Annotated in this window: 17 protein-coding genes and 3 pseudogenes; 12 read left to right on the top strand and 8 right to left on the bottom strand. The window is 62.3% G+C overall.

The features are described from left to right. Positions 1–38 precede the first annotated feature (38 nt). The 4 genes from G5575_RS04740 to G5575_RS04725 are packed head-to-tail and all read left to right on the top strand — an operon-like array spanning position 39 to position 3,632. Positions 39–1,046, top strand: a complete 1,008-nt coding sequence (locus G5575_RS04740; protein ID WP_164533299.1) for an ABC transporter permease subunit — start codon at positions 39–41, stop codon at positions 1,044–1,046. Between the two features lies 1 nt (position 1,047). Then, positions 1,048–1,950, top strand: a complete 903-nt coding sequence (locus tag G5575_RS04735; protein ID WP_164533298.1) for an ABC transporter permease subunit — start codon at positions 1,048–1,050, stop codon at positions 1,948–1,950. A 3-nt stretch (positions 1,951–1,953) separates the two neighbouring features. After that, the gene (locus tag G5575_RS04730) at positions 1,954–2,799 is read left to right on the top strand and encodes an ABC transporter ATP-binding protein (protein ID WP_164533297.1); all 846 of its coding nucleotides are present in this window, start codon (positions 1,954–1,956) and stop codon (positions 2,797–2,799) included. After that, positions 2,799–3,632: a dipeptide ABC transporter ATP-binding protein gene (locus tag G5575_RS04725; protein ID WP_164533296.1), complete on the top strand. Its 834-nt coding sequence runs from the start codon at positions 2,799–2,801 to the stop codon at positions 3,630–3,632. Before G5575_RS04730 ends, G5575_RS04725 begins: the two co-directional genes overlap by 1 nt. Here G5575_RS04725 and G5575_RS04720 read toward each other — a convergent pair. Beyond that, complete coding sequence (locus G5575_RS04720) at positions 3,629–4,663, bottom strand: Gfo/Idh/MocA family protein (RefSeq protein ID WP_164533295.1); 1,035 nt, start codon at positions 4,661–4,663, stop codon at positions 3,629–3,631. The genes G5575_RS04725 and G5575_RS04720 overlap by 4 nt on opposite strands. A gap of 77 nt (positions 4,664–4,740) precedes the next feature. Here G5575_RS04720 and G5575_RS04715 point away from each other — a divergent pair, with 77 nt between their 5' ends. From G5575_RS04715 to G5575_RS04700, 4 genes and pseudogenes are all read left to right on the top strand, one after another. Then, on the top strand, positions 4,741–5,466 hold the full coding sequence (locus G5575_RS04715; RefSeq protein WP_164533294.1) for an SIMPL domain-containing protein: 726 nt from the start codon (positions 4,741–4,743) through the stop codon (positions 5,464–5,466). A 32-nt stretch (positions 5,467–5,498) separates the two neighbouring features. Continuing rightward, on the top strand, positions 5,499–6,050 hold the full coding sequence (locus G5575_RS04710) for a hypothetical protein (RefSeq protein WP_164533293.1): 552 nt from the start codon (positions 5,499–5,501) through the stop codon (positions 6,048–6,050). Then, positions 6,022–6,961, top strand: a pseudogene (locus tag G5575_RS04705) (aldo/keto reductase). Before G5575_RS04710 ends, G5575_RS04705 begins: the two are co-directional and overlap by 29 nt. A gap of 157 nt (positions 6,962–7,118) precedes the next feature. Further along, the gene (locus G5575_RS04700; protein ID WP_164533292.1) at positions 7,119–8,270 is read left to right on the top strand and encodes an ROK family transcriptional regulator; all 1,152 of its coding nucleotides are present in this window, start codon (positions 7,119–7,121) and stop codon (positions 8,268–8,270) included. Here G5575_RS04700 and G5575_RS04695 read toward each other — a convergent pair. After that, entirely contained in the window at positions 8,261–8,575 is a 315-nt protein-coding gene (locus G5575_RS04695; protein ID WP_164533291.1) for an HU family DNA-binding protein, read from the bottom strand. The genes G5575_RS04700 and G5575_RS04695 overlap by 10 nt on opposite strands. A 176-nt stretch (positions 8,576–8,751) precedes the next feature. On the opposite strand from G5575_RS04695, the gene rirA reads away from it, so the two are divergent. Both rirA and G5575_RS04685 read left to right on the top strand, forming a co-directional pair. Further along, positions 8,752–9,243 (top strand): iron-responsive transcriptional regulator RirA, encoded by a 492-nt coding sequence (gene rirA / locus G5575_RS04690; protein ID WP_164533290.1) that lies wholly within the window; start codon positions 8,752–8,754, stop codon positions 9,241–9,243. 233 nt (positions 9,244–9,476) lie between these two features. Further along, positions 9,477–11,287 (top strand): annotated as a pseudogene (locus tag G5575_RS04685) (ABC-F family ATP-binding cassette domain-containing protein). A 68-nt stretch (positions 11,288–11,355) separates the two neighbouring features. Here G5575_RS04685 and G5575_RS04680 read toward each other — a convergent pair. Both G5575_RS04680 and G5575_RS04675 read right to left on the bottom strand, forming a co-directional pair. Then, positions 11,356–12,324 (bottom strand): LacI family transcriptional regulator, encoded by a 969-nt coding sequence (locus G5575_RS04680; protein WP_328765906.1) that lies wholly within the window; start codon positions 12,322–12,324, stop codon positions 11,356–11,358. 114 nt (positions 12,325–12,438) lie between these two features. Further along, positions 12,439–12,693, bottom strand: a complete 255-nt coding sequence (locus tag G5575_RS04675) for a hypothetical protein (RefSeq protein ID WP_164533288.1) — start codon at positions 12,691–12,693, stop codon at positions 12,439–12,441. A gap of 204 nt (positions 12,694–12,897) precedes the next feature. Between G5575_RS04675 and G5575_RS04670 the strand changes: the two genes are divergently transcribed. After that, positions 12,898–13,110, top strand: a complete 213-nt coding sequence (locus tag G5575_RS04670) for a hypothetical protein (protein WP_164533287.1) — start codon at positions 12,898–12,900, stop codon at positions 13,108–13,110. Positions 13,111–13,146: 36 nt separating this feature from the next. On the opposite strand, the gene G5575_RS04665 is transcribed toward G5575_RS04670, so the two are convergent. The 4 genes and pseudogenes from G5575_RS04665 to G5575_RS04650 form a co-directional block, all read right to left on the bottom strand. Further along, complete coding sequence (locus G5575_RS04665) at positions 13,147–13,344, bottom strand: hypothetical protein (protein ID WP_164533286.1); 198 nt, start codon at positions 13,342–13,344, stop codon at positions 13,147–13,149. 77 nt (positions 13,345–13,421) lie between these two features. Continuing rightward, positions 13,422–13,988 (bottom strand): phosphonate metabolism protein/1,5-bisphosphokinase (PRPP-forming) PhnN, encoded by a 567-nt coding sequence (gene phnN, locus G5575_RS04660; RefSeq protein ID WP_164533285.1) that lies wholly within the window; start codon positions 13,986–13,988, stop codon positions 13,422–13,424. Next, positions 13,985–15,090: pseudogene (locus tag G5575_RS04655) on the bottom strand (alpha-D-ribose 1-methylphosphonate 5-triphosphate diphosphatase). The gene phnN and the pseudogene G5575_RS04655 overlap by 4 nt, the downstream one beginning before the upstream one ends. A gap of 18 nt (positions 15,091–15,108) precedes the next feature. Beyond that, positions 15,109–15,798 carry a DUF1045 domain-containing protein gene (locus G5575_RS04650; RefSeq protein ID WP_164533284.1) on the bottom strand — a complete coding sequence of 230 codons (690 nt, stop codon included), beginning with the start codon at positions 15,796–15,798 and terminating at the stop codon, positions 15,109–15,111. Between the two features lie 121 nt (positions 15,799–15,919). Between G5575_RS04650 and G5575_RS04645 the strand changes: the two genes are divergently transcribed. Beyond that, complete coding sequence (locus G5575_RS04645; RefSeq protein ID WP_164533283.1) at positions 15,920–16,279, top strand: VOC family protein; 360 nt, start codon at positions 15,920–15,922, stop codon at positions 16,277–16,279. Positions 16,280–16,288 lie beyond the last annotated feature (9 nt).

The following is a 16,288-nucleotide window of genomic DNA, read 5'->3' as shown; positions in this document are numbered from 1 at the left end:
TCACGCGGCGCGGCATCCATGGGTGAAAGACCCGGCACATGCTGAACTTCGTTTTGCGCAGGATTGCGCTCCTGATACCGACCATTATCGGCATCTCCATCTGCGCCTTCGCTTTCGTGCGCGTCCTGCCAGGCGACCCGATCCTGGCCATGGCCGGCCAGCATGGCGTCTCGCCCGAGCGCTACGAGGTGCTGCGCGAGCAGTTCGGCTACAACCTGCCGATCTGGCAGCAGTATTTCAATTATCTGGGTTCGGTGCTGCAGGGCAATTTCGGCAATTCGCTCGCCACCAAGCGCCCGGTCATCACCGAATTCATGACGCTCTTCCCAGCTACGGTCGAACTCGCCTTCTGCGCGCTGTTCTTTGCCGTGATCATCGGCATTCCCGCCGGCATCTTTGCCGCCATCAAGCGCGGATCCTGGTTCGACCAGGCGGCGATGGGCGTGGCGCTGACCGGCTATTCCATGCCCATCTTCTGGTGGGGCCTGCTGCTGATCATCTTCTTTTCCGGCTATCTCGGCTGGACCCCGGTTTCAGGCCGCATCGCGCTGAGCTTTTTCCTCCGCCCGATCACCGGCTTCATGCTGATCGACACGCTGCTTTACGGCAATTGGCCCGCCTTCGTTTCGGCGCTGCGCCACCTGATCCTGCCGGCAATCGTGCTCGGCACCATCCCGCTCGCCGTCATCGCCCGCCAGACCCGCTCGGCCATGCTCGAAGTCCTGGGCGAAGACTATGTGCGGACCGCCAAGGCCAAAGGCATGTCACCGCGCCGCGTCGTCAACGTCCACGCCCTGCGCAATGCGCTGATCCCGGTCATCACCACGATCGGGCTTCAAATCGGCCTGCTGCTCGGCGGCGCCATCCTCACCGAAACGATCTTCACCTGGCCGGGCATCGGCAAGTGGATGATCGATTCCATTTTCAAGCGCGACTATGTCGTCGTGCAGTCCGGCCTCTTGATCATTGCGCTCATCGTCATGGCGGTGAACCTGATCGTCGACCTGCTCTACGCGCTGATCAATCCGCGCATTCGGGTGAAGTAACATGACCATCCCCGTCGAACCCGTCGCCACCACCACCAAACCGATCTCGGGCCTGCGTGAATTCTGGTATTATTTCTCCGTCAATCGCGGCGCGCTGATCGGTCTTACCGTCTTTGCCATCCTGGTCTTGATGGCGATCTTTGCGCCGCTGATCGCCCCCTATTCGCCCGATATCCAGTATCGCGATGCGCTACTGAAGCCGCCGAGCTGGGACATCAACGGCGATCCGCGCTTCTTTCTCGGCACCGATCCGGTCGGCCGCGACATTCTTTCGCGCCTGATCCACGGCGCCCGCTATTCGCTGTTCATCGGCTTCTTCGTCGTGGTTGGGGCGCTCTTCGTCGGCGTGATCCTTGGCGCGCTTGCCGGCTATTTTGGCGGCTGGGTGGATGTCGTGATCATGCGCATCATGGACATCATCCTCGCCTTCCCCTCCTTGCTCCTGGCCCTTGTGCTCGTCGCAATCCTCGGGCCGGGGCTTTTCAACGCCATGATTGCCATTGCCATCGTGCTCCAACCGCATTTCGCGCGATTGGTGCGAGCGGCAGTGATGGCCGAGAAAAATCGGGAATATGTGACCGCGGCCAAGCTCTCCGGCGCCGGCCACCTGCGCCTGATGCTGGTCACCATCCTCCCCAATTGCCTTGGGCCGATCATCGTCCAGGCGACGCTGAGCTTCTCCAACGCAATTCTCGATGCTGCGGCGCTCGGCTTCCTCGGCATGGGCGCGCAGCCACCGACGCCCGAATGGGGCACGATGCTCGCCACTGCGCGCGAGTTCATCCTCAAGGCACCATGGGTCGTCACCTTCCCCGGCCTTGCCATCCTCATCACCGTTCTTGCCATCAATCTGATCGGTGACGGCCTGCGCGATGCGCTCGATCCCAAACTGAAGCGGAGCTGAGCCATGCCCCTTCTCGACATCAAGAACCTCACCGTCGGCTTCGACACTTCGGCCGGCCTGTTCAAGGCTGTGGACGGCATCGACATTTCGGTCGATCCCCGTGAAGTACTGGCCATCGTTGGCGAAAGCGGCTCGGGCAAGTCCGTGGCCATGCTCGCGACGATGGGCCTCCTGCCCTCGACCGCTACTGTCACCGCCGATCGCATGACCTTTGAAGGCCGTGACCTCCTCGGCATGTCGGCTGCCGAAAAGCGCAAGATCATCGGCAAGGATATCGCCATGATCTTCCAGGAGCCGGTGGCGAGCCTCAACCCGTGCTTTACCGTCGGCTTCCAGCTCAGCGAAGTGCTGGGCAAGCATCTTGGCCTCACCGGAAGGGTGGCGCGCGACCGCTCGATCGAGCTTTTGCAACTGGTCGGTATCCGCGATGCGGCCGACAAGCTCGGCGCCTATCCGCACCAGATGTCGGGCGGCCAGTGCCAGCGCGTCATGATCGCCATGGCCATCTCCTGCAATCCGAAACTACTGATTGCCGATGAGCCGACCACGGCGCTCGACGTGACCATACAGAAGCAGATCCTCGATCTCCTGGTCCGCCTCCAGGCCGAGACCGGCATGGCGCTGATCATGATCACCCATGACATGGGCGTGGTCGCCGAAACGGCGGACCGCGTCATCGTCCAATACAAGGGTCACAAGATGGAGGAGGCCGACGTCCTTTCCTTGTTCGAAAACCCCAAATCCAATTACACGCGCGCCCTCCTGTCTGCCTTGCCGGAAAATGCGGTGGGCGATCGTCTGCCCACCGTGTCCGACATGCTGTTTGAAGCCGCGCCGGGAGTTCGCTAATGAGCACGCCCGTTCTTGAAGTGCGCAACCTCAAGCGCGATTACGTTTCTTCCGGTGGCTTCTTGCGCCCGGCAAAGGTCGTCCATGCCGTCAAAGGCGTGAGCTTCACGCTCGAAAAGGGCCGGACCCTCGCCGTCGTCGGGGAGTCTGGTTGCGGCAAGTCCACGCTGGCGCGCATGATTACTCTGATCGACGAGCCGACCGCGGGCGAAATTCTGATCGATGGCATTCCCGCCAGCGCTGCCCACGTCACCAAGGAACTGCGCCAAAAGGTGCAGATTGTTTTCCAGAACCCTTATGGCTCGCTCAATCCGCGCCAGAAGATCGGTGACGTCCTGGCCGAGCCCTTGGCTCTCAACACCGACCTTTCCGCTGCCGACCGGCGCGATAAGGCCATGGCCATGTTGACCAAGGTCGGCCTCCAGCCCGAGCATTTCAATCGCTACCCGCACATGTTCTCGGGCGGGCAACGCCAGCGCATCGCCATTGCGCGTGCATTGATGCTCAATCCAAGCTTCCTCGTGCTGGACGAGCCGGTTTCCGCCCTCGACCTTTCGGTGCAGGCGCAGATCCTCAACCTCCTCAAGGACCTGCAGGATGAGTTCGGCCTCACCTATGTCTTCATCAGCCACGATCTTTCCGTGGTGCGCTACATCGCCGATGAGGTCATGGTCATGTATTTTGGCGACGTGGTCGAGCATCGCAGCCGCGAGGCCGTGTTCGCGGCACCCGAGCACGAATATACCCGCACCCTTTTCGCTGCGACGCCGCAGGCCGATGTCGAGCACATCCGCGCCCGCATCGCCCGCAAACGGGAACTGGCGGCGGGCTAGACGTCGACCCGCCGACCCTCGCGGCCGGACCAGATCAGCGCATCGATCAGCCGGTGCACCTCGAGCGCTGTCCTTCCGGTAGACACCGGCTGACGCTCAAACGTCACCGCGTCGGCGAACTCGGCAATCTGGGCCATGTGCCAGTCGAACGGGAATGCCATCGGGTCGGCGCCGCCACCGGAAGCGCTTTGCTCGCCTTCGGTCTCGACGCGCCCATCGTGCCAATGCACCGTCAGCGTGCCGCCCGTTAGTACGGCGCTGGCCCCGGCAAAGTTCAGCGTCAGCGATTCTGCGCCACCCGGGAAATTGGCGGTCGTTGCGATTAGCCCGCCCACCGCGCCATTGGCGAATTCCAGGCCGCCGGCGACAAGATCTTCCGTTTCCATCTGGTGCAGGCCCGTGGTTGCAGCGAGCGCGGTGACTGCTTTGACCGGTCCGGTGAGGCTCAGCATCAGGTCCAGCGCGTGGATGGCCTGGGTGATCAGCACTCCGCCGCCATCCTGCGCGAGGGTGCCGCGGCCGGGCTTGTCGTAATAGCCCGCTTGCGGACGCCACCAGGGCAAGACCAAATGGACGGCACGCAGCGGGCCGAATGCGCCGCCTCTCACCTTCTCCGCCAAGGCCATGGATGCCGCGCGAAACCGATGCTGGAAGATGATGCCCAGCGTTACATCAGCGCGTTCGCAGGTCTCGACGATGCGGAGGGCCGCGCCCGTGGTGCGCTCCACCGGCTTTTCCATCAGCACATGCTTGCCGGCAGCAGCCGCCGCCGCCACCAGTTCTTCGCGTGCATTGGGCGGCGTCAGGATCAGCACGGCGTCGATGTCCGGGTCGGCGAGCAAGGCCTCATAGCTCTGGGCGACGGAAAAATCGTATTGGGCACAAAACGCATCGAGCGCCGCGCGGTCGCGCCGCCAGACGCCGCGCACGTCGATTCTGTCCCGCAGTGCGTTCAATGCGAGCGCATGGGGCTTGGCGGCCATGCCGGCGCCGACCACGCCGAGCCCGAAACGTCGCTGTTCATTCGCCATTCAGCCGCATGCTCCTATGCCATGGTTGCGCCCTAATCACGGCGCGGAGTGCCCTTGGGGCTCATTGGGGGATTATCATGAAATTCGTCGGCGTTGTTGCAGCGCTTTGTGTTGCCGTGGGCATTGCCCTGGCCGGTTGGTTCGTCGGCACGTCGCTGGTGGAGTCGCGCCAGCCGCTGCGGACCGTCACCGTCAAGGGTCTCTCCGAGCGATCGGTTCAGGCCGATCTCGGCTTCTGGCCGATCCGCTTCGTCGCCACAGGCGCAACGCTTGAAGCCGCGCGGTCCGCGCTCGAACGTTCGGAAAGCTCGGTTCGCAGCTTCCTCACGGAACGCAACTTTACCGATGAGGAAATCCAGGTCCAAAACGTCTTGGTGGAAGATCGCGCCGCTGGCTACAATGCGGGCTCGACGCCGGACGAATACCGGTTTGTCCTGACCGAAGACATGCTGGTCACCACCGATCGCGTCACCGATCTGGCAGAAGCCAGCCGCTCGGTCGCCGATCTGTTGCGGCAGGGCGTGGTGTTCTCCTCGGACGCCTATAGCGCCGGCGCCAGCTTCGTCTTTACCGGCATCAACGATCTCAAGAGCGAAATGCTGACCGAAGCGACGCAGCGCGCCAAGGAAACAGCCGAACAATTCGCCAGTGAATCCGGCGCTGCCGTGGGCGACATCCAGACCGCCAATCAGGGCGTGTTCGAAGTGCTGCCTGCCGTCGAGATTCCCAATGATCGGCCGGAAAAGCAGATCGACAAGAAGGTGCGCGTGGTCTCGACCATCACCTATTTCCTGGTGGATTGACGGCGAATGCGCGCGGCGGTCACCATAGGGAAATGAACCGTCCGCTCCCCATCATTGTCCTCGCCCTTTTGACCAGTCCGGCACTCGCCATTGAGCCGGGTTGGCACATCTCGCCTCTATCCGGCGAAGGAGATCGCGCGAGCCTTGGCTGTGACCGCGATGCCACCGACAGCGATTATGCCTGCCTCGCCGTGCGCTGCGAGGACGACTATTCGGTGGGCGTCCATGTCTATACGACGCGCCTGGGCGGTGATGCCGGTCGCTGGACCATGACCATGGACCGGGAAAACCGGATCTTTGAGACCACCGACGATCCCTCTCCCTATGGCGCACGCCTCGCCGATCCGGACGGCATGCTGCTCGATCGCATCCGTCACGGCACCTTTATCTACTTCCAACATGCGGACGACCCGCACGCGCCATTTCGCTATATCGATCTTGGCGGCTCTTTCCAGTCCATCGCCGAGGCACTCTATTGGTGTGCGCCGCGCGTGCCACCGAGCGAACAAAACATCGCGCCAGACGTTGATCCGGACAACGAAATGGAGAAACGCCATGAACCGTCGCCCGCTGGGACGCAGTGAACTCGTCATCGAACCGCTTGTTCTGGGCGGCAACGTCTTCGGCTGGACCGTCGACGAAAAGAAGGGCTTCGACATCCTCGACGCCTATGTCGCCGAAGGTTTTACCGCCATCGATACGGCCGAGGGCTATCCCAACTGGGTGCCGGGCAATCCGCCGGGCATGAGTGAGACGATCATCGGCAAGTGGCTCAAGGAGCGTGGCAATCGCTCCGATGTGCACATCTTCACCAAGGTCAACTCTGCCAAGACGCCGGGCGGACTCAAGGCCGATGCCATCAAGGAAAGCATCGAAGCCTCGCTCAAGCGCCTCCAGACCGACTATATCGATCTTTATTTCAGCCACTGGCCGGATGCCGAAACCAGCCACGAGGAAACGCTCGAGGCCTATGACGTACTGATGCGCGCAGGCAAGGTGCGCACCATCGGCGCCTCCAACTTCACCACCCCAATGCTCGAAGAAGCGCAGCAAACCGCGGTCATCAAGTCGCTGCAGCGCTACGAGGTCACCCAGCCGCGCTACAATCTTTACGATCGTGCCGAATTCGACGCCCTGCGCGATTACCTCGTCACCAACGAGGTCGGCTCCATCGTTTACTATAGCCTCGCCTCGGGCTTCCTTACCGGAAAATACCGCAGCGAAGCGGACTTCGGCCAGTCGCCACGTGGCAGCGGCGCCCAAGCAGTATCTCGATGACAAGGGCCACAAAATCCTTGCCGCGCTCGATCAGGTTGCTGGCGAACTCGACGCGACACCGGCGGAAGTCGCCCTCGCCTGGCTCGTGGCGCAGCCCGGCGTCAGCGCGCCGATCGCTTCGGCAACGTCGGTCGATCAGGTCAAGAGTCTCGGGCGTGGCGTTCGCCTTGAGCTTAGCGAAGAGGCCAACCGCGTGCTGACGGAAGCGGGGAAATAGGCCGCGAGCTTACGGGAGCCTGACGCGTGCACTTGGCGAGACTTGCGAGTCTTGCCAAGATGGCGCTCCCTTCCGACCGAATCAGAAAAGCCAGTCCCGTGTACACATCTGCCCCAGGCACATCGGCAGCACGGAAACGCAGCACGGTTGCGGCGCAATGACCGCAACCGAAGAGCCGACACGCGATATTTTCGATACTGGCGGTCGCGGCCTCCGGCACCAGGGCCTGCGGCGTGCCAATGAAAAGGCTGTATTGACGGTCGTCGGCTTCAATGCCGGTGTGTCCAATGCCGAAATTGCGCGACTGTCCGGTCTTGCGCCGCAGACTGTGTCGGCCATCCTCATCGATCTTGAGCAGTCAGGCCTTATCGAGCGCGGCGAAGTGCTGCGCGGGCGGCGTGGGCAGCCGGCGACTCCGATCCTGCTCAAGGCGCGAGGCGCCTTCGGCATCGGCATCGAGATCGGCTGGACGCATCTGGATGCCGTTCTGATCGGCATGCATGCCCAAGTCATAGGTCACCACCGCATCGACTACCCATACCCGGATGCCGGGACGATCTTCGAGGCGATCGCCGCCATCGTCGCCGACTTCAAGACCCTTTTGTCGCCTCCGGAGCAGGAGCGGCTGCTCGATATCGGCCTCGCCATGCCTGGGCGACTGGCCGACAATCTCGATGTGCTCGATGCCCCTCCGGAGCAGGCTGCGCTCTGGCGCGAGCTTGACCCGGTCGCCTTGCTGCAGGAGGCGACGGGGCTGGAAGTCACGCTTCTCAACGACGGCAATTCGGGGTGCTGGGCCGAACTCATCGCGCTGCAGCGCCCGCGGCCTGCCAATATCATCTATTTTCTGGTGTCCCATTACGTGGCTGCCGGCGTGATCGGCGATGGCGCCCTCTGGGAGGGCGCGAGCCGGCATGGCGCCAACCTTGGCTCCATGCTGGTGCAATTTGGGAGCGACGGGCCACGCCAGGCGCATCACATTGCATCGGTTTCAGCGCTAGAAGCCAAGCGCGCACAGAACCAGCAAACGTCAGATGCGGATCTGGTCACATCCTGGATCGAGGACAGCGCCAGGGCCCTCGCCCGCGTCGCCTACAACACCATGACAGTGGTCGAGTCGCCGATGATCGTGATCGATACGGTTTTGGAGCCCGAGATCACCGAGCGCCTCGCCGCGCGCTTTACCGGGGAATTGACCGCATTGCCGTCGCGGGACTTCGGCCCGCCGCGCGTCGTTTGCGGAAAGTACGGCCGGCTCGCACCGGCGATCGGCGCAGCAGAGCTGCCGATGTTCCGGCGTTATTTCTGAGTTTTGTCCGGCGTCGCTAGCGCTTCGAGACCCTTGCGCAGCTTGGCGCTGGGGATCAGCACGACGGTGCGATGCGGCGTGATGCGGTGTTCTTCCCCGGTGCGGGGATTGCGGCCGACGCGTTCGGCGCGCGAACGCACCTGCAACGATCCAAAACCGGTCAGCTTGACGCTTTCACCTTCCATCAGCGCTTCGCCGACGAGGTCGAACATGCGTTGGCAAATTTCAGCAGCATCGGCGCGCGGGATGCCAGCTTTTGCAGCGGCCTGTTCGCCAAGCGCGGCGCGGGTAACAGTCTTGTCCAAGGCACCACCTCCTCTTAAGTTCGTAATCCGAAACTAAATAGCTGTCCAGTGCGAGAAAACCTGATCGCAGGCTTCATGATTGTTGACTTATTTTAGAATGGTTATAAGTTGCGGCCATCATATGAGGTGACGCGGAGCTTGCCATCCGCTGTTCCGCGCATAAGGAAATCCCGCTCTTGCGACTGACCCGCCAATCCAACTACGCCATTCGCACCCTGGTTTATTGCGCGGTCAACGAGCCGGGCCTGAGCCGTGTCGCCGAGATCGCGCGTGCCTATGGCATTTCCGAGCTATTCCTCTTCAAGCTGATCAAGCCGCTGGTCGAAACCGGTCTTCTGCAGACTGTGCGCGGCCGTCATGGCGGCATTAAGCTCGGCAAACCCGCGGACCAGATCACGCTGCTCGATACCATCCGGCTCACCGAAGAAAATTTCGCCCTGGCGGAGTGTTTCGAGGAAGGCGCCGATTGTCCGCTGATCGGCGAATGCGACCTCAACGGCGCCCTGCGCGAAGCACTTGGCGCCTTTTTCGAAGTGCTGAGCCGGCATACCATTGCCGACCTTGCCAGCAAGAAGCGCTCGATCCGCGAGCGACTGGGTCTCAGCACCACTGAGGCGGTCAATGCCAACCAGGCCGGCGACATCGTCAACCTGATCCCCGCCGAATAGGCAGCAATTTCAAATATGAGTTTGACAATCATCTTTAAAGATGATTGATGGTCGCCATGGCGCTGCGACCCCTTGGGGCCTGTGGGTCCAGGCGCCAAATGTGACGGAGGCTTGCTGCTACCGTCTCCCCTGGCCGGTTAGGATCCTCAACGTCCTGACCGGCCTTTTGCTTCCCCGCATTGATATCACGTCGCCCCTATGCTCTATCCGGGCCGACTTTTTCCGGAATACCAATGGCCGCGCCCCCGCTTCTTTCGCTTCAGGATATCCAGCTTACTTTTGGCGGCACGCAGCTGCTGGAAGCGGCCGAACTGATCGTTTCGCCCGGCCAGCGCATCGCCCTGGTCGGCCGCAATGGCTCGGGCAAGTCGACCCTTCTCAAGATCGCTGCCGGCATGGTGCAGCACGATAAGGGCCTGCGCTTTGCCGAGCCCAGCGCCACCATCCGCTACCTGCCGCAGGATCCGGACCTCAGCGGTTACGCCACGACCCTGGCCTATGTCGAAGAAGGCCTGCAGTCGGGCGATGATCCTTATCGCGGCCAATACCTGCTCAACGCGCTTGGTCTCACCGGCGAGGAAGATCCCAAGACCCTCTCCGGTGGTGAAGGCCGCCGCGCCGCCCTGGCCCGCGTTCTGGCGCCGCAGCCCGACGTTCTGCTGCTGGACGAACCGACCAACCATCTCGATCTGCCTGTCATCGAGTGGCTGCAGGAGGAGCTTAACTCCATGCGCTCGGCCATGGTCATCATCAGCCACGACCGGCGCTTCCTGGCCGATCTCTCCCGCTCCACCGTCTGGCTCGATCGCGGCCTTACCCGCCGGATCGAGAAGGGGTTCTCGGCCTTCGAGGAATGGCGCGACGAGGTGCTGGAGCAGGAAGAAAAGGACCGCCACAAGCTCGACCGCCAGATCGTGCGCGAAGAGCATTGGCTGCGCTATGGCGTCACTGCCCGCCGCAAGCGCAATGTCAGACGCCTCGAGCGTCTCGCCGGCCTCCGCCAGGATCGCCGCGAGCAGCGCCGCGTCACCGGCACGGTCACGATGGCGGTCAGCGAAGGCCGCACTTCGGGAGCGCTGGTAGCGGAAGCCGAGAATATCTCTAAGAGCTTCGGCTCCCGCACCGTGGTCCGGGATTTTTCAACCCGCGTTCTGCGCGGCGATCGCGTTGGTATTGTCGGTCCCAACGGCGCCGGCAAGACCACGCTGATCAAACTGCTTACCGGCCTGCTCGAACCCGATAGCGGCACCATCAAGCGCGGCGCGGCGCTTGAACTTGCCATGCTTGACCAAGGCCGTGCGCGCCTCGATCCCGACACGCGTCTTCGCGATGCCCTCACCGGCGGTGGCAGCGACACTCTCAAAATCAATGGCGAGCCCAAGCATGTCGTGGGCTATATGAAGGACTTTTTGTTCACCCCGAACAGGCCAATACGCCGATCGGCAAGCTTTCGGGCGGAGAGCGCGCCCGCGTCGCGCTGGCTCGGGCATTGGCGCTTCCGTCCAACTTCCTCGTGCTGGACGAACCGACTAACGACCTTGATCTTGAAACGCTCGACCTGCTCGAGGAAATGGTTTCGGACTATTCCGGCACGGTGGTGGTCGTCAGCCACGACCGTGACTTTCTTGATCGCGTCGCGACCTCGGTAATCATGGCGGAAGGCGATGGGCGCTGGACCGAATATGCCGGCGGCTATTCCGATATGGTCAGCCAGCGCGGCTCCGGCGTTCTGGCGCGCAGCGTCGACAAGGGCGCCAAGATGGCCAAGACCAAGTCCGAAGCGTCAGTGCCCACCCCGCAGCCCAAGGGCAAGATGAGTTTCAAGGACAAGCACGCCCTTGAAACCCTACCCAAGGACATCGCCAAGCTCGACACCGAGATCAAGACGCTCAACGACGCGCTATCGGCTCCCGGCTTCTACAGCAAGGACCCGAACGGCTTTGCCACCAAGTCCAAGGCGCTTGAGGCGGCCGAAGGCAAAAAGGCTGCAGCCGAGGAACGCTGGCTGGAGCTCGAAATGCTGCGCGAGGAGCTCGAGGGCTGAGCTAGCGGTAGCAGCCCCCGACCTCGTGGTTCGACAAGCTCACCACGAGGTCTCATTCAATGCTGGGGTTAGCTGTCCCACTCGAACTCCGGCGTTGAAATATACTGCAGGTCCTCGGTCTCGCCGTTGATGCGGCGCAGCAGCGTTCGTCCAAGGTTCCGCCCGGCTTCGGCGAAGTCCTCGTGCACCGTTTCCGCTGCCGGCTGGAACTGCTTGAACATCGAGGTCGACTGCTTGGTCACGACATGGGTCTTCTCGCCCACCGCGAGCCCGGCATCGTTGAGGGCGCCGATCACTGCCAGCGCCGAGACTTCCGAGGCACAGACATAGCCGTCCGGCGGGTTGGGCCGCCGCGCGCGCTTGGTCACATAGTTGCGGATGGCGTCGGTCGCGCTACCAAGATTGATGTCGGCGGCAAATTCGTAGGCGATGCCGGCCTCTGCGGCCGCGCGCGCCATGCCGGACTTGAGGTGCTCGGTATAGGTCAGCGCGCTATCTGGCAAAACGATCGAGACTTTCTTGCAGCCCTTTTCGGCCAGCCTCTTGGTCGCGCCATAGGCATAGGCCTCGTTGTCGAAATCGACAAAGGCGTGCTGTTCTGGCCATTGGCTGCGCCCGTGGCTGACAAAGGGAAAGTCGTGGTCGAGCAGGAAGCGGATGCGTTCGTCGAAGGTTTCGGCCTTGGAAAAGATCACGCCATCGGCCATCCGGTTGCGCACGATGTGGCGGATCGGCTCGATCGGCTCGACATTGCGGAACAGCGGCGTGATGACGAGGTGATAGGCCGTGTCGCGCAGCGCCTCGGTAATGCCGTGCACAAGATACGTGCCAAACCCATAGATCTGCTCGTCCGGCTCGAGGATCAGCGCCACCACATTGGTGCGCCCGGTCTTGAGGCGCAAAGCCGCGCGATCCGGCAGGTAGCCGATTTCGGCGGCAATCTTTTGCACCCGGTCGCGGGTGTCCTGCGCTAGCTCGGGTGCATTGTTGAGGGCCCGCGAAATCGTCGTCACCGCAAGGCCGGTCATCTGCGCGATGGTCTTGAGCGTAGGCTTGCCGGACGGCTTGACCCCCGCTTGCCGCGCGTGGCTGGCGGATCTTCGGGCTCTGACAACTCGTTATTCCCCTCAAAACCCGCTTCGGCGGGATCATTAAGCGCGCAACTTCACCAGATCGGCGGGTCCGACGCAAGCGCGATGCATCCTGTGATAAGCAAGGGAACGCTCCGGGCATAGCGTGCTCACCCTAAAGTCGAGCAGGACTTTTTGCTTTTTATCGTCGTTTCGCGATGAAGTGTACTGGCGGAGCAGGAACGGCTTCGCTATCTTGTCATTGCTGCTGGATGACCGCGGCGACAAACGCTCAACACTCGCAAGGAGAGGAATGCCGATGCCGACATCGAACACCTTCACGATCCATGCTGCGTGTATGACCGTAGTACGCTCCAAACATTGCGCCAAAAGTTGGCAAGGGACCTGTCGATCGAAACGAATGTGACCTCCGTCACACCACCGTCTCACTCATCGAATAGATCCTGCGTCGCTGGTCCGAGGCGTTCCTTCTAAGGGAACAGCGCCTCCGTCTTCGACGCGCAAGTGGAGAATCCACCCATGCTGGAAAACAATCTGAATCGGGCCGAAAGACTGAGGCCTATCGTCATCGAAGTCGGAGGTGAACCGCAGGGCGTCGTCGTGCAGGATGCCGAGGGCTATCGCTTCCTCGCAGTCAAGCTCCCCGCTTTCGCGATCGACGGGCAGCGTTTTGCCAATGTCGAACTGGCGCATTCCGCCGTTCGCGACGCGGTCCTGGCTTCAGAAGCATAAAAGCCGGTGGTTCAACCACCGGCCTCTTTCTTCCGTTCAATCGTCATTGGTGGAATTGAGCTCTGACGGACGCTTGCCTTCGCTCAAAGGCGTCGTCGGCTCGATTACCTCTTCCACCGCTTGCGCAAGGGCATCGACATCGATGCGGCTGGCACCGGTCTGAGCCTGGCGGTCGATCTCTTCGGTCAAGGCGGTGGCGATAGCGTCGTGACGCTGGTCGTTTGCTGGTTCCATCGATCGAATTTCCCTGTCGTCGACGCGCGCAGAATCGCGTCTCTGGAAAGGATGCAACGCAGCAGTCCGAGATCAGTTCACTCTTCTGCGATGCGGCGCAGGGTCATGACGAAGGCGGTCACGCCGATCCCGACGGAGCTCGAATTATCGATGACGATGGGCTGCACGTCGGCCGGCAGGGCCGCGCCTTCGCGCGCCAGCCGCGCCACGATCTGATCCTGGTTTTCGCGGCCACGCTTGGCAAGGCGCGATGCCCGCAACGAAATTTCGGCCGACACCTGCACCACGCGGCAGAGCGGATATTTCCCGATCGCCATAGGCACGGCGTGGCGGGAAATATTGGCGACAACGACGCGACCCAATGCGAGATCGGTGTCGACGCCGATCGGCAGGGCATAATCGAGCCCATGGGCCTGCCAAGTGAGCGCAAAACGCCCGGCTGCATCTGCCTTGGCAAATTCTTCGGCATCAAGGCTCACATGATCTTCGAGGTCGATATCGGCGGGCCGGGTGACGAGCCGACGCACGAAGCTGAAGCGCTTGTCGCCATCGAGCGCGACGCGAGCGCCACCGATCAACGTGTCCTTGCCGACCCCCGAGGGGCCAACGACCAGAACCAAAGTCCCAGGTGGCCTGTCGCTCAACTGACCCGTTTTCCTTCCCGCCAAACGCCGCGCACCACCGGCAGGGGCGCGTCGGCCGCGACCCGCACCAGATCGGCCCGCTTGCCGACGGCGATTTCGCCCCGGTCGTCGAGCCCTGCGGCGCGCGCCGGATTGGACGTTACGGTAGCGAGCGCCCGGGGAAGGTCAAGGCCTTCCACCCGGCTGGGCAAAAGGAACACGGCCTGCAGCAGCGCATAGGGCACATAGTCCGAGGAAAGAATATCGAGAAGGCCGGCGGTCACGAGGTCCGTCGCCGAAACATTTCCGGAATGCGACTTGCCGCGCACGACGTTTGGCGCGCCCATTAAAATCGCTAGCCCGGCATCATGCGCGGCAGCTGCCGCTTCAAGGGTGGTCGGAAATTCGGCAATGGCGACGCCGTCGCGCTCGGCTTCCTCGACATGCTCGATCGTCGCATCGTCGTGGCTTGCCAGCGCAATGCCCATGCTCCGGGCGCGCTCGACCAGCGCCTGGCGATTGGTCGCCGAATAGCGATTATGCTCGGCAAGCCGTGCATCGACATAGGCCTGCATTTCGGCTTCGCTCTTGCCCATCTTGGGCGCATAAAAGCGCAGGTAGTCCACCATGTTGCGGAACTGGCGCTGCCCCGGCGTATGGTCCATCACTGAGGCGAGCCTTGTGGATGGATGATCGGCTAAGGCATCGAAATGCGCGACCACGTCGTGGCTCGGCAATTCGCAGCGCAGGTGGAGAAAATGCTCGGCGCGCAACCAGCCCGCCTCGCTTCCCGAGCGCACGGCATGCACCAGTTCCTGCGCATGCACCAGCATATCGGGCAGATCGACATCGGAGCCGATGCGCACGGCATCGAACACCGTGGTAATCCCCGATCCCGCGATCTGCGCATCATGGGCATGGAGCGCCGCCAGCGGATCCCAGAACACGCCGGGCCGCGGCCGATAGTGATTTTCAAGATGATCGGTATGAAGCTCGACCAGGCCCGGGATCAGGTAGTCGCCGCCAAAATCCTCGCCGGTCGTGCCTTCCCCGGATCGATGGCGCTGATGCGACCGTCTTCCACGAGGACGCTGCCGGTGATGATCTCGTCGGCCAGCACGATCCGGGCATTGCGAAACCATCATTGGCCGAGCCTGAAGTCGCCGTGCCGGACAAACAGCGTGCCGCTCTCAGCTTCGGAATAGAGCACCAGCCGGTCCAGCGTCACCGGCTCTTCAAGCACGGGACCAAACCAGGTCTGTGCAGCGCTTTGGAGCTCTTCGCGATCTTCTTCGGCGAGACGATCGGTCAGCGTCATGTGGAAGCGGAATTCGTCGAAGACGTAAGGGTAGCCATAGGCTTCGAGCAATTCCTCCTGCCGTGGTGTAAGCCCCTTGGCGAGGCGGGCAGCGAAATCGCGCGGGCTGAGCGGCGCGCGCAGGGGCTCGAAACTTTCTACCACATGGGCGGCAAAATCCTGGAGCGCAGTGTTTTCCCGATCCGGCACCAGGGCAAGAAAGCCATCGAGATCGGCAAGGCGGAGGCGGCCAAGCTCGACCGGCTGCTGGGTCCTGGCAAACTCGGCGAGGGCATCCTCAAGGTCTTCCACGGTCGCGCCAGCCGCCAGGGCCATCGGTGGCTTGAGCGTTGCGTGAAAGCCATAGCGGCTGGCCGATTGGGTGAGGTTCAACAGCCGAGCACGCTCGATGCCCGCGACCGTACCCTCGAAGAACTCGCCGCTTGCCGGATCGCGGCCCAGCCAGGCGGTGGACCGATCCCAGAGCGGGTCGGACGTGGAGGGAGCGTAGTAGATGGCGAATCTTTGCGGCATGGGACCTCTCGCGGGTTGGCTAGAGAAGCTATGTGTCCCCCGTTTGACAAGTCGCTTGTGCTGGACAAATTGCGCCACTCTGCTCAAATCGGCCCGCAAGCAGCGCTTGAGGAGGCCTGGAATGGCAAAGGCGATCGGTATCGGCGGCGTGTTCTTCCGGGCCAAGGACAATAAAGCCTTGGCGCAATGGTACCTGACGCATCTGGGCATCGAAGAGTTCTGGACGCAGCAGGCCGGCTTCACGGTGTTCTCGCCGTTTAAGGAAAGCTCCGATTACTTCTCGGCCGACAAGCAGTGGATGATCAATTTTCGTGTCGATGACCTCGATGCGCTGATGGACCAGCTGCGGGAAGCGGGCATCGAGATCGAGACCAGGGCCGAGTGGGACACGCTCGAGACCGGCCGTTTTGCGCGCATCCACGACCCCGAAGGCAATCCTATCGAGCTTTGGGAGCTACCGCCACCGGCGCCGACAGCGTAAAATCATACT

This window comes from Devosia aurantiaca (genome assembly GCF_011058215.1).
GTDB classification, from domain to species: domain Bacteria; phylum Pseudomonadota; class Alphaproteobacteria; order Rhizobiales; family Devosiaceae; genus Devosia; species Devosia aurantiaca.
The sequence above is the reverse complement of the archived record's forward strand: the minus strand, read 5'-3'. Positions and strand labels throughout refer to the sequence as shown.

What these genes read in the sequence shown, in the direction of transcription:
- G5575_RS04740 (WP_164533299.1), top strand. Translation starts at nt 39, where the DNA reads ATGCTGAACTTCGTTTTGCGCAGGATTGCGCTCCTGATACCGACCATT.
- G5575_RS04735 (WP_164533298.1), top strand. Translation starts at nt 1,048, where the DNA reads ATGACCATCCCCGTCGAACCCGTCGCCACCACCACCAAACCGATCTCG.
- G5575_RS04730 (WP_164533297.1), top strand. Translation starts at nt 1,954, where the DNA reads ATGCCCCTTCTCGACATCAAGAACCTCACCGTCGGCTTCGACACTTCG.
- G5575_RS04725 (WP_164533296.1), top strand. Translation starts at nt 2,799, where the DNA reads ATGAGCACGCCCGTTCTTGAAGTGCGCAACCTCAAGCGCGATTACGTT.
- G5575_RS04720 (WP_164533295.1), bottom strand. Translation starts at nt 4,663, where the DNA reads ATGGCGAATGAACAGCGACGTTTCGGGCTCGGCGTGGTCGGCGCCGGC.
- G5575_RS04715 (WP_164533294.1), top strand. Translation starts at nt 4,741, where the DNA reads ATGAAATTCGTCGGCGTTGTTGCAGCGCTTTGTGTTGCCGTGGGCATT.
- G5575_RS04710 (WP_164533293.1), top strand. Translation starts at nt 5,499, where the DNA reads ATGAACCGTCCGCTCCCCATCATTGTCCTCGCCCTTTTGACCAGTCCG.
- G5575_RS04700 (WP_164533292.1), top strand. Translation starts at nt 7,119, where the DNA reads ATGACCGCAACCGAAGAGCCGACACGCGATATTTTCGATACTGGCGGT.
- G5575_RS04670 (WP_164533287.1), top strand. Translation starts at nt 12,898, where the DNA reads ATGCTGGAAAACAATCTGAATCGGGCCGAAAGACTGAGGCCTATCGTC.
- G5575_RS04665 (WP_164533286.1), bottom strand. Translation starts at nt 13,344, where the DNA reads ATGGAACCAGCAAACGACCAGCGTCACGACGCTATCGCCACCGCCTTG.
- G5575_RS04650 (WP_164533284.1), bottom strand. Translation starts at nt 15,798, where the DNA reads ATGCCGCAAAGATTCGCCATCTACTACGCTCCCTCCACGTCCGACCCG.
- G5575_RS04645 (WP_164533283.1), top strand. Translation starts at nt 15,920, where the DNA reads ATGGCAAAGGCGATCGGTATCGGCGGCGTGTTCTTCCGGGCCAAGGAC.